The sequence below is a fragment of the Billgrantia sp. C5P2 genome (assembly GCF_051062895.2).
In genome coordinates this window covers 1,043,522-1,055,963 of the sequence record NZ_CM128542.1, presented here as the reverse complement: position 1 = coordinate 1,055,963, position 12,442 = coordinate 1,043,522, and the positions used below count along the sequence as shown (strand labels likewise).

General features: G+C 65.4%; 10 protein-coding genes. 9 read left to right on the top strand and 1 reads right to left on the bottom strand.

The window, feature by feature from the left end; genetic code table 11:
- The first annotated feature begins 3 nt into the window (after positions 1-3).
- Positions 4-939 carry a 2-hydroxyacid dehydrogenase gene (locus ACRWQA_RS04985; RefSeq protein WP_434229778.1) on the top strand — a complete coding sequence of 312 codons (936 nt, stop codon included), beginning with the start codon at positions 4-6 and terminating at the stop codon, positions 937-939.
- A 69-nt stretch (positions 940-1,008) separates the two neighbouring features.
- Here ACRWQA_RS04985 and ACRWQA_RS04980 read toward each other — a convergent pair whose 3' ends face one another.
- A complete protein-coding gene (locus tag ACRWQA_RS04980) occupies positions 1,009-3,006 on the bottom strand; it encodes a methyl-accepting chemotaxis protein (protein ID WP_434229781.1) in 1,998 nt (665 codons plus the stop codon).
- A 359-nt stretch (positions 3,007-3,365) separates the two neighbouring features.
- On the opposite strand from ACRWQA_RS04980, the gene ACRWQA_RS04975 reads away from it, so the two are divergent.
- The 8 genes from ACRWQA_RS04975 to ACRWQA_RS04940 all read left to right on the top strand — a co-directional run bounded on the left by ACRWQA_RS04975 (position 3,366) and on the right by ACRWQA_RS04940 (position 12,402).
- On the top strand, positions 3,366-4,055 hold the full coding sequence (locus ACRWQA_RS04975; protein WP_434229784.1) for a hypothetical protein: 690 nt from the start codon (positions 3,366-3,368) through the stop codon (positions 4,053-4,055).
- Between the two features lie 97 nt (positions 4,056-4,152).
- Positions 4,153-5,079, top strand: a complete 927-nt coding sequence (locus ACRWQA_RS04970; RefSeq protein ID WP_263580892.1) for a LysO family transporter — start codon at positions 4,153-4,155, stop codon at positions 5,077-5,079.
- 185 nt (positions 5,080-5,264) lie between these two features.
- Positions 5,265-6,527 carry an ABC transporter substrate-binding protein gene (locus ACRWQA_RS04965; RefSeq protein ID WP_434229786.1) on the top strand — a complete coding sequence of 421 codons (1,263 nt, stop codon included), beginning with the start codon at positions 5,265-5,267 and terminating at the stop codon, positions 6,525-6,527.
- A gap of 17 nt (positions 6,528-6,544) precedes the next feature.
- Positions 6,545-7,522 (top strand): carbohydrate ABC transporter permease, encoded by a 978-nt coding sequence (locus ACRWQA_RS04960; protein ID WP_263580894.1) that lies wholly within the window; start codon positions 6,545-6,547, stop codon positions 7,520-7,522.
- Positions 7,522-8,364, top strand: a complete 843-nt coding sequence (locus tag ACRWQA_RS04955) for a carbohydrate ABC transporter permease (RefSeq protein WP_263580895.1) — start codon at positions 7,522-7,524, stop codon at positions 8,362-8,364. Before ACRWQA_RS04960 ends, ACRWQA_RS04955 begins: the two co-directional genes overlap by 1 nt.
- A gap of 109 nt (positions 8,365-8,473) precedes the next feature.
- Positions 8,474-10,084 (top strand): alpha-glucosidase family protein, encoded by a 1,611-nt coding sequence (locus ACRWQA_RS04950; protein ID WP_263580896.1) that lies wholly within the window; start codon positions 8,474-8,476, stop codon positions 10,082-10,084.
- Between the two features lie 60 nt (positions 10,085-10,144).
- Positions 10,145-11,251 (top strand): ABC transporter ATP-binding protein, encoded by a 1,107-nt coding sequence (locus ACRWQA_RS04945; RefSeq protein ID WP_434229791.1) that lies wholly within the window; start codon positions 10,145-10,147, stop codon positions 11,249-11,251.
- Between the two features lie 95 nt (positions 11,252-11,346).
- On the top strand, positions 11,347-12,402 hold the full coding sequence (locus tag ACRWQA_RS04940) for a LacI family DNA-binding transcriptional regulator (protein WP_263580898.1): 1,056 nt from the start codon (positions 11,347-11,349) through the stop codon (positions 12,400-12,402).
- Positions 12,403-12,442 lie beyond the last annotated feature (40 nt).

Here is a 12,442-nt window from a genome sequence, read left to right as displayed (position 1 = left end):
GTTATGCGCATACTCCTGCATATCGACGACATCGAGGCCTGGCGCGACGCGCTGGCCGAACGCCTGCCCGATGCCGAGATAGTCACCGCCGACGACCCCGCCGAGCGTCGCCGCGATGCCGACTACCTGGCGGTGTGGAAGCCATCGGAAGCATTGCTGCGCGAGCAGACCCGCGCCCGCGGCATCGTCAACCTGGGAGCCGGCGTGGATGCCTTGCTGAACAATCCCGCTCGCCCAGAGGGCGTGCCCATCGTCAAGCTGCGCGATGCCGGCATGAGCGAGCTGATCGGCGACTACGTACGCTACGGGGTACTGCACTTCCAGCGCGACTTCGACCGCTATCGGCGCCAGCAGGCCCGCCACGTGTGGCGCGAGCACACCCTCGCGGACAAGCGCGACTGGCCGGTGGGCGTATTGGGCCTCGGCGCCATCGGAAGCAAGGTAGCCGCCATGGTCGCCGCCGATGGCTTTCCCGTGCACGGCTGGAGCCGCTCACCGAAGTCGCTCGACGGTATTTCCTGTCACCACGGCGACGAAGGTCTCGCCGAGCTGCTCGGCCGGGTGCGCACCCTGGTGCTGCTGCTGCCGGGCACGGACTCTACCCGCCACATAATCAACGCCGGGACGCTGGCCAAGCTGCCCGAGGGGGCCAGCCTGATCAATCCCGGCCGTGGCAGCCTGATCGATGAGGCGGCGCTGCTAGAGGCGCTGGGCGAGGGAGAAAGCGAAGGCAGATTGCGGGGTGCGCTGCTCGACGCCTTTCCCGATGAGCCGCTGCCCGAAGAGAGCCCGCTGTGGGCGCACCCGCGCATCTGGGTGACCCCGCACATGGCCGGCCCCACGCCGCTGGGAGAGGCCGTCGACCAGGTAGCCGAGGCGATCCGCGCCTTCGAGGACGGCGACGAGCTCGACACCGTCGATCCCGAAGCGGGTTACTGAGCGGCTCGGTTCAACAGCGCAACACAAGCGGCGGGCCAGAGCCCGCCACGTTGCCATCTCGTCATTGCCTCATGCCGGCTGCGGTAGCCGCCTGACTTCCCGCCCACCGAACTCGGGTACACCCGCGAGTTCGATCAGGTCATGCTGCCCGAGGCTGTCACTCACACGGAAGCGCGCAATCAACCTGGCCATCTCGCCAGCCTGGTCATCCAGCGAGCGGCTGGCGGTGGCCACCTGCTCCACCAGCGCCGCGTTCTGCTGCGTGGTGGCTTCCAGCTGAGCCACGGCCTGGTTGATCTGCTCGATTCCCGTCGACTGCTCACCGCTGGCCGAGGAGATTTCCGCGACCAGGTCGGCGACCCGCCGCACGTCTTGGGAAATCGTTGTCAGCGCCTCGAAGGTCTGACCCACTAGCCCGTTGCCCACTTCCACGCGCCGGGTGGTGTCGCCGATCAGATGGCGAATGCGCTCTGCCTCCTCGGCGCTACGGCTGGCCAGCTTGCGTACTTCACCGGCCACCACGGCGAAGCCGCGACCGTGTTCGCCGGCTCTCGCCGCCTCCACCGAGGCGTTGAGCGCCAGCAGGTTGGTCTGGAAGGCGATGCCGTCGATGGCCTCAACGATATCCGTGACCTGGCGGTTGGCCTCGAAGATCTGTTGCATGGCCTGGCGCGCCTCCTCGGCGACCCGACTGGCTTGCTCCGCCTGCGCCACGGCCTGCTCGCTCATGGCGCTGGCCTGGTGCGCGTTGTCCGCCGATTGACGCACGGTGGAGGTCATCTGTTCCATGCTGGTGGCGGTTTCCACCAGCGAGGCGGACTGCTCCTCGGTGCGGCTCGCCAGGTCCTCGTTGCCCTGGGCGATCTCGCCACTGGCCGAACCGACGCCGCGTGCACCCTGCTGGATCGATGCCACCAGCGCCTCCATGCTGGCGGTGGAAGCGTTGAAGGCGCGGTAGAGCTGAGAGAGTTCATCGCTGCCGGGCTCGGCCAGGCGCTGGGTCAGGTCGCCTCCGCGCACCTCGATCTGGGCGAGCGCGAGACGCAATGGCCTCACCATACTGCGCACCAGCGCGATGGAGAGCAGCACGGCAACGAGAATGGCCAAAGCCGCCAGCCCGGCAAAGGTCACCAGTCCCAGGCGCGCCACCGCCGCCAGCGCAGCGGCACGCTCCTGCACGTCACCGGCCATGGCGAGCTCGACCTCGCGCAAACGCTCGAGTTTGCCGGTCTGGGCTTCGAACCAGCGCTCGGGTTGAATGCCATAGCCTCCATCGATTCCCTGGCGCATGGCAATCTGGCGCATCATGTAAAGGCGGCCGTTCTCCTCGTGCTCCGTGGTGGCGGCACGGTAGCGCACTGTGATGTCCGGATTCGCCAGAACGGTGAAATTCTCCTCGAAGGCCTCCTCCTGACCCAGCAGACGCAGGAAGCGATAATAGACCTCCGGTGACATGCGGTTGGCGGCGAAGGCGCTGGCGAGCAGCGCCCGTTCGATGCCGGCGCTCTCCTTGATCTCGAGCAGGGCGTAGTAGGCGCCCAGGCTGCGAGTCAGCTCGCCGGCGTTACCGAGGGCACTCAGCCTGCCGGTCACCTCGGCCAGGCGCGAATTGATCTCGGTGTAGTAGTCGAGCGCATCCAGGCCGTCCATCTCCAGCGCATCGACCTTGCGACGCGTACCGGAGATATCGGCCAGCATTGCCACGATCTCCTGCTGACGCTGCTCGATGTCGGGGTCCCCGCTGGCAGCGAGCCCCTCCCGGACAGTGCGGTATTCGGTCAATTGTTCATCGACCCGCTCGCGCTGCGCCCCGAGGCGATTGCCGAAACTCTCGCCACGGCTGCCGATAAAGCCGACAGAGAGGCCGCGTTCAACCTGCAGTTCGTGCATCAGACCGCCCAGCTGTGCCGACAGCCCGGTGAAACGGTCGACCTGCTGCATGTCGCTGGCCAGCCGCTGGCGGTCCATGACGCCGCTACCGGCTAGCCAGACGATGATGCAAAGGGGGAATGCCAGCGCCAGCATGAACTTGCGTGACACCGGAATACGGTGAAGAAAATTTTTCATGTTCAATGATCCTGCCGAGCTCAGTGATATCGGAGTGTCGGGACATGGCTGGCGTGGCTGAGCCGTTGTTGTTGTGATATCCGTCGGCCTAGTGGCGAATGCGTTATATCAGCAATCACGCGAATAGTTTCGGCCGCAAGCCGCCAGGCTTGAGCCCTCCCCTGCGCCTTTGAGCCTATCCTTGATCGACGTCACGCTTTCGCCCCCTACGCGCCCTCGACCCGCGATAGCGGTTGCCGTGGCTGGGGCAATCTGCTGCTGCAGCCCACCGCAACCGAGGAACAACCATGCAGCGTGGAACCCATGCGGCTGTCCGGGTTCACAGCTACTGTCGTCTTTCAGCCAAGCGGTGCCTCGACATGAACCATCCCCTACGAAGGCTTGCCCGTCTGCCGCTACTCGCCATGCTGCTGGCCTGGGTTCACGGTGCGGCCGCGGCCGCCGTGCCGGAGCCCGAAATCCTCATGCAGCCTTTCAGCGCCAGCTATCGCCTGGAGGTGAAAGGCTGGCCCAACGCCACCATCCAGCATCGGCTGACCCGTGAGAGCGGCCACTGGCAGAGCCGCATGCAGGCCGCCATCGCCGTGGCCCGCGGCAACGAACGCAGCCGTTTCATCGTCACGCCGCAGGGCGTACGCTCGGTGAACTATTCGAGTGCTTATTCGCTGCTGGGCGTGGGTGGCAACTACCGGCTGGCCGGCAACGAGCTGGCCAGCCTGCCCGACCGTCAGGCAGCCCTGGTCGAACTCTCGCGACGTGCTCTGAATGGCAGCTGCGAGAACGACGCCTGCCGTCTGGTCTATCAGGATCATCGCGGCCGCGAAGAGATCCTCGACTATCGGCTGCTGGGAGTGGAGACGCTTAGCCTACCCGCCGGCGAGTTCGAGGCTGTCAGGGTCGAAGTGAACGACCCGGAAACGCCTGAGAAGACGATGCTGTTCCATTTTCATCCCCGATACCCCGGCTTGCTGCTGGCGGTGGACTACCGCCGCGACGGCGAGCGCAAGAGCCGCCTGACGCTTACCGCACTGGAAACGGAGTCCCGGTGAGCATGCCATGACGACGCTCACCGCGGCGCAGCGAGTGAAAGCCTGATAAAGTTGGCGGCTTTCGCCGCCATGGGCGGCCTCGGTGAAGGGAATCACAATGCTGTCGGGGCTTTTGATCGTGCTGCTGCCGCTGGTGCTCGGCTATCTGGTACCGGTTCGCCATGCGGGCCTCATGGCCGGCATCAACCGCGGCGTCAACGCTTCGGTCTATGCCATCCTGCTGCTGATGGGTATTGGCCTGGCGGGTCTCGACGAACTCGGCCACGAGCTGGCGCGCATGGGCGCTCAGGCCTTCACACTGTTCGCGGTGGTCACCGCCGCCAACCTGCTAGCACTCTGGTGGCTGTCGCGCCGGCTGGGCCTGAACATGGGTCCCTCGCCGGTGGTGGCGAATGCCCCCACGACAAAGCTGGCCGCGCTGCTCGGCTCGCTGTCGCTGGTGGCGGTGGTGGTAGGCGGCGTCCTGCTCGGTCTGGCACTTGCCTGGTTGGGCGGCGACGTCATCTTTCAGCATGCCGAACGCCTTGCCGAGTGGGTACTCTACGTGCTCCTGGCGCTGATCGGCTGCCAGCTGCGCAACTCGGGCATGCCGCTGAAGCAGATCCTGCTCAACCGCCACGGCCTGGCCATCGCTACGGCCCTGGCGCTCAGCTCGCTGGCCGGCGGACTGCTCGCCGCTCCCCTGCTCGCCCTGCGCTGGAACGAGGGCCTGGCACTGGCATCCGGCTTCGGCTGGTATTCGCTCTCGGCGATCCTGGTCGGCGACCGCCTCGGCCCATTGCTCGGCGGCGTGGCCTTCTTCAACGACCTCACCCGCGAGCTGCTGGCCTTCATCCTGATTCCGCTGACCATTCGCCGCCATGCCCCGCTGGCCATCGGCTATGGCGGCGCCACCTCGATGGACTTCACCCTGCCGGTGATCCAGCAGCACGGCGGAGTGGCCTGCGTGCCCATCGCCGTGGTCAGCGGCTTCATCCTCTCGCTACTGTCACCGCCGCTGATCCTGTTCTTCCTGTCGCTGTAAGACACAGCCAGAGCCTCGGCGATGCTCATGAGACAGCTGCGACGCCTCCTCTAAGCCGAAAGTCTAGGTTGAACTCGTATCAAAGAAACGGCTAACTGAGCGCCGTATGTTCTTAATCGTTTAAGTTCATACTGACGTCATCTCACACTCGGTCTCGATAACAACAAGTCGACAAGGATTTCCTAATGTTAAAGAAGTCGTTGATCCCTACTCTCGTCGTCGCAGCCACCAGCATCGGCCACGCCCAGGCCGCCGACCTGACCATCTCCTGCGGCGCGGTTGGCGCCGAGCTTCAGCTCTGTCAGCAAGGCGTTCAGGCGTGGGAGGAGAAGACCGGCCACAGCGTCGACGTGGTCTCGACTCCCAACTCCTCCACCGAGCGCCTGTCGCTCTACCAGCAGATCCTCTCCGCCAACTCCACCGATATCGACATCATGCAGATCGACGTGGTATGGCCCGGCTTGCTTGCCAACCATCTGCTCGACTTGCGTGAGGTATTGGGCGACGACGCCGGCGAAGGCCACTTCTCGGCCATCGTCGAGAACAACACCATCGATGACCGCCTGGTGGCGATGCCCTGGTTCACCGACGCCGGTGTACTCTACTACCGTGCCGACCTGCTCGAGCAGTACGGCCACGAACCGCCCCAGACCTGGGAAGAGCTGACCGAGATCGCTCGCGAGATCCAGAACGCCGAGCGTGAGGCGGGCAACGACCGCATGCACGGCTTCGTGTTTCAGGGCCGCGCCTATGAAGGGCTGACCTGCAACGCCCTGGAGTGGGTGGCGAGCCATGGCGGCGGCACCCTCGTCGACGCCGACGGCGAGATCACCATCGACAACCCGCAGGCAGCCGCCGCACTCGACCGCGCCGCTTCCTGGATCGGCGATATTTCTCCCGACGGCGTGCTCAACTACACCGAGGAAGAGGCCCGTGGCGTGTTCCAGGGCGGCAATGCCGTGTTCATGCGCAACTGGCCCTATGCCTGGGCGCTGGCCCAGAGCGAAGGCAGCGAAGTGCGCGGCAAGGTGGGCGTGACCCAGTTGCCCCACAGCGGCGAAGACAGCAGCGCCGCCACGCTGGGCGGCTGGAACCTGGCGGTATCGCGCTACAGCGAGAACGCCGAGCTCGCCGCCGAACTGGTGGCCTTCCTCGCCGGCGAGGAGGAGCAGAAGCGTCGCGCCATCGAGGGTGCCTACAATCCGACCCTCGAATCGCTCTACCAGGACGACGAGGTACTCGAGGCGGTGCCCTTCTTCGGCGAACTCTACGAGACCTTCGTCAACGCCGTGGCACGCCCGTCTGCCCCCACGGGTGACGCCTACGGCCGCGTCAGCAACGCCTTCTTCAGCGCCACCCACGACGTGCTTTCAGGCAGCAGGAGCGGCGAGCAGGCGGTCAGCGACCTCGACCGTGAGCTGGCCCGCCTCAAGCGCCGCAACTGGTAACCCCTCAGGAGCCCGAGATGTCGACTCCCGTGACCGAAAGCGCGCCGATCCCGGCGCGCCCCCTGCCGCCGACCTATCGCAGCACCAAGGTGCGTCGACAGCGGGTGCGCGCCGCCTGGACCTTCCTGGCGCCGATGCTGGTGACCCTGGCCATGGTGGCCGGTTGGCCGCTGCTGCGCACCTTCTACTTCAGCTTCACCGACGCCTCGCTGTCGGACATGGGCAATACCCTGTTCATCGGGCTGGAGAACTACCTGGTCTACGACGACGGGCGCTGGTTCGGCGTGCTGGCCGACCCCATCTGGTGGCGGGCGGTATGGAACACCGTCTACTTCTCGGTGGTCTCGGTATCGCTTGAAGTGGTGTTCGGCGTCATCGTGGCGCTGATCCTCAACGCCGAGTTCAAGGGCCGCACCCTGGTGCGCGCCGCCATGCTGATTCCCTGGGCGATTCCCACCATCGTCTCGGCACAGATGTGGGCATGGATGCTCAACGACCAGTTCGGCATCATCAATCACCTGCTGATGGGGATCGGCCTCATCGACAGCCCCATTGCCTGGACCGCCGACGCCAGCTACTCGATGTGGGCGGTGATCATGGTCGACGTGTGGAAGACCACGCCGTTCGTCGCCTTGCTGGTGCTGGCCGCACTGCAGATGCTCCCCAAGGACTGCTATGAAGCCGCCGAGGTAGATGGCATCCATCCACTCAAGGTGTTCTTCCGCGTCACCCTGCCGCTGATCACCCCTGCGCTGATGGTGGCGGTGATCTTCCGCCTGCTCGATGCCCTGCGCGTGTTCGACGTCATCTACGTGTTGACCTCCAACTCGACCAGCACCATGTCGATGTCGATCTATGCGCGTCAGCAGCTGGTGGAGTTTCAGGACGTAGGCTACGGCAGCGCCGCCTCGACCCTGCTGTTCCTCGTCATTGCCCTGGCCACCATCGCCTACCTCTACCTCGGCCGCAAACAACTGCAACTGGGAGGTGAGTGATGACCTCGCGCCAACTCTCCAAGCTCACCGCGCGCCTCGGCTTCTGGCTACTGGTGGCCTTCGTAGTGGTAGTGGCGGTATTCCCGTTCTATTACGCCATCAAGACCTCATTCACCCCGTCGAGCGAGCTGTTCCGGGTCGAGCTTTGGCCAACGCAGGCGACGCTCGCCAACTATCTGCAGATCTTCTCCCAGCGCAGCTTCCTGCAGGCGATCTTCAATTCGGTGGTAGTCGCCACCAGCGTGGTGTTCATCGCCCTGCTGCTCGGCATCACCGCGTCATACGCTCTGGGCCGGGTACGTTTCCGCGGTCGCGCCACGGTGCTGCTGGTGATCCTCGGCGTCTCCATGTTCCCGCAGGTGGCGGTCCTGTCGGGGCTGTTCGAGGTGATCCGGGCGCTCAACCTCTACAACAACCCGGGCGGGCTGATCCTGAGCTATACCATCTTCACCCTGCCCTTCACCGTATGGGTGCTGACCACCTTCATGCGTCAGTTGCCCATGGAGCTCGAAGAGGCCGCCATCATGGATGGCGCCACGCCCTGGGTCACCATCACCAAGGTGTTCCTGCCGCTGATGTGGCCCGCCATGGCCACCACCGGACTGCTCGCCTTCATCGCCGCCTGGAACGAATTCCTCTTCGCTCTTACCTTCACCCTGACCGACAGCCAGCGCACGGTGCCAGTGGCCATCGCCCTGCTCTCCGGGGGCAGCGCTTACGAGCTGCCCTGGGGGCCGATCATGGCCGCCTCGGTGGTGGTCACGGTGCCGCTGGTGGTGCTGGTGATCATCTTCCAGCGACGCATCGTCTCGGGACTGACGGCCGGCGCGGTGAAGGGATGAACCTGGCAGGTTGAACCCGGTGCGAGCAGCACTGTCCACGACGGCTCGCACCTGACGACCACGCACCTGACGAACCATGCACCCATCGAGGCTTGACCAAGGGAAACTCATGCAAGACAACACTTTCTGGTGGCGCGGCGGCGTCATCTACCAGATCTATCCGCGCAGCTTCATGGACAGCAGCGGCGACGGCGTCGGTGACCTGCCGGGCGTCACCGAACGGCTCGACTATGTCGCCTCGCTGGGCGTGGACGGTATCTGGCTATCGCCCTTCTTCACCTCGCCGATGCGTGACTTCGGCTATGACATCAGCGACTACCGCGACGTCGACCCGCTGTTCGGCACCCTCGGCGACTTCAAGACACTGCTGGAGCGGGCCCATGCGCTCGGCCTCAAGGTGATCATCGACCAGGTGATCAGCCATACCTCGGACCAGCATCCCTGGTTCCAGGAGAGCCGCATGAACCGCAGCAATCCACGGGCCGACTGGTACGTATGGGCCGACCCTAACCCGGACGGCACGCCGCCCAACAACTGGCTGTCGATCTTCGGCGGACCGGCATGGACTTTCGACAGCCGGCGCCAGCAGTACTACCTGCACAACTTCCTGTCGAGCCAGCCGGACCTCAACTTCCATAATCCCGAAGTGCGCACTGCCCAGCTCGACAACATGCGCTTCTGGCTTGAGATGGGCGTCGACGGCTTCCGCCTCGACACGGTCAACTTCTATTTTCATGACCAGCACCTGCGCAGCAATCCGGCACTGACCATCGACGCCACTCGCACCCTGGGCGCGCCCAAGGAGAATCCCTACACCTGGCAGCGCCATGTGTACGACATCAGCCGACCCGAGAACGTCGAGTTTCTGCGCGAGCTGCGCGCCCTGATGGATGAGTACCCCGGCACAACCACGGTGGGCGAGATCGGCGACGACACTCCTCTCGAGCGCATGGCCGAGTACACCTCCGGCGGCGACAAGCTGCACATGGCCTATACCTTCGACCTGCTCAACTCGCCGCGCTCGCCGGCGTACATTCGTGGCGTGCTGCAGAGTTTCCAGCAGTTCGCCGGCGATGCCTGGCCGTGCTGGGCGCTGTCCAATCACGACGTGGTGCGCAGTGCCACGCGCTGGGGCAGCGAGGAGTGCGCCTTCGCTTACCCCCGGGTGGCGCTGGCCCTGCTGTTCTCGCTGCGCGGCAGCGTGTGCCTCTATCAGGGCGAGGAGCTCGGCCTGCCCGAAGCAGACGTTCCCTTCGAGCGCATTCAGGACCCTTACGGCCTGCCGCTGTGGCCCGACTTCAAGGGTCGCGATGGCTGTCGCACGCCGATGCCCTGGGACGATACGCCGCTGGCCGGCTTCTCGCCCATCGAGCCCTGGTTGCCGGTGGCCGAGCCGCATCTGCCTTTGTCGGTGGCACGCCAGCAGGACGACCCCGAGTCGATGCTCAATGCCACCCGCCGCCTGCTGCGCTTCCGCAACCAGCATCCGGCGCTGTTCGACGGTGACATGACCCTGGTCGAGCTGGGCGAAGCGCTGGTTGCGTTTACCCGCCAACGGGGCAGCGACAAGCTGCTGTGCGTCTTCAACCTCACCGGCCAACCCCAGACCGCCAGGCTGCCCGAGGTACGTGAGGCGTTGCAGCAACACGGCTTCCAGTACGAGGTCAGCGGCGGCACGCTGCATCTTCCGCCCTACCAGGCGGCCTACTTCCGCCTCTAGACTTCGTTTCGAGAACTCTGCACAACAACGACCGGCCGCGAACGGCCGAGGATGGGTCAAATGGCAAGCGTCACCCTCGACAGAATCAACAAGGTCTTCGGTAGCACCCACATCATCAAGGACGTGGACCTGGCGATCGGCGCAGGCGAGTTCGTGGTCTTCGTCGGCCCCTCGGGCTGTGGCAAGTCCACCCTGCTGCGCCTGATTGCGGGGCTCGAGTCGATCAGCGACGGCGAGCTCTCCATCGGCGACAAGGTGGTCAATGAGCTGCCACCGCGGGAGCGCGGCGTGGGCATGGTGTTCCAGTCCTATGCCCTCTACCCGCACATGACGGTCTACGAGAACATGGCTTTCGGTCTCAAGCTGGCCAAGACCGCCAAGGAGACCGTGCACGAGCGTGTCATGTCGACGGCTCGCATCCTTCAGCTCGAGGAGCTGCTCGAGCGCAAGCCCAAGGCGCTCTCCGGCGGCCAGCGTCAGCGTGTCGCCATGGGCCGCGCCATGGCACGCGAGCCGAGCATCCTGCTGTTCGACGAGCCGCTCTCCAACCTCGACGCCTCGCTGAGGGTGCAGATGCGCAACGAGATCGCCCGCCTGCACAAGCGGCTCGGCTCGACCATGGTCTACGTCACCCATGACCAGGTCGAGGCCATGACCCTGGCCGACAAGATCGTGGTGCTCAACGGCGGTCGCGTGGAGCAGGTGGGCAGCCCCCAGGAGCTCTATCAGCGCCCGGCGACCAAGTTCGTTGCCGGCTTCATCGGCTCGCCGACGATGAATTTCCTGCCCGCACGACTGCTCGGCGCCGATGCCACCGGTTGCCGGGTCGACGCCGCCGGGCTGGCCGAGCTGGCACTGCCCCAGGACGCTTCGGGCCATGCCCAGGGGGACGGCCTGACGCTGGGCATCCGCCCCGAGCACCTGCGCCTGACCCCGGCCGAAGGCAACGAGGGATTCGAGATCGTCAACGTGGAGTATTTGGGCAATGAGGTCTACGTCTATCTCGAACCCAAGCAGGGCGACACCCTGCTGATCCAGCGCGGCGAGGCTCCTACCCAGTGGTCGATCGGCCAGCGCGTGGTGCTGGCCCCCGACCCCGAGCACGTCCACCTGTTCGACGCCGACGACCGGGCGCTACCGGTCAAGGCGGCACGCGCCGTCGCCTGACGCAGCGGCAACATGGTTAAAATGGTGGCAGGGCTGTCCCGGCCACGGCCGGGGCGGTATCCTTGGAAGCGTACTCATTAGCAGGAAAATAAAACGTGTCGCCACCGGCCCGCCGCATCACCCTCAAGGACCTGGCCCGTGAGCTCGGCGTCTCCACCGCCACCGTCTCCAATGCCTTCAACCGGCCGGACCAGCTCTCGCCCAAGCTGCGAGAACGCATCCTTGCCGAGGCCAAGCGATTGGGCTATCGCGGTCCCGACGCCAAGGCCCGCAGCCTGCGCACCGGGCGCTCGCGTATCATCGCGGTGATCCTGGCCGAAAGCCTCACCTATAGCCTCAACGATGCCGTCTCCAGCGAGTTCCTCTCGGGCGTTACCGAGGTGCTCGACACCCAGGGCCATACCCTGCTGCTGCTCTCCGCACGCCAGACCAAGTGTCAACTGGTCGACTCGGCGAGCATGGCCGACGGCTTCATCGTCTACGGCCTGATGCCCTCCGACGAGCTGTTCGACTCACTGCCGCTCAACGCTTCGCTGGTGGCGGTCGACTTCAACGTGTCGGGCCACCCTTCGGTACACGTCGACAACGAACCGGCCTGTTTCGAGATCGCCGACCACGCCTTGACGGTCATGCCTCGCCAGCGCCCGGCCATCGTCAACCTGCGCCTCACGCGCGAACCTTGCAACGGCCGCATCGACCCCGAGTACACCCTGCTGCCGGCAGAACTCACCATTACCCGCTCGCGCCTGTCCGGTTTCCATCGCGCCTTGGCCCAGCATGGTTTCGCCGCCGAGCGGGTGCCGATGTGGAACGTGGAGGAGAACACCTTCGAGGTCTGCGGCCCGGTGATCGAGGAGATCCTCGACCTGCCCGATGACGAACGCCCCGATCTGCTGCTGTGCATGTCCGACCGCATCGCCCTGACGGCGCTGACCCTGGCCGAAAGCCGCGGCCTGCGCATTCCCGAGGATATCTGCCTGATCGGCTTCGACGGCATCGCCGAGGGCCAGTACCGCGCCCCACGCCTGACCACGGTGCGCCAGGAGAGCGGCGAGAAGGGGCGCCTGGCGGCACGCATGATCCTGGGCCTGGAGCCGGGCCATTCGCGCCTGCTGGGAACCGAGCTGATCCTGGGCGAAACCTGCTCCTGATCCACCTTACGGCTTCGCTTGCACACTGCTTGCACGCTTC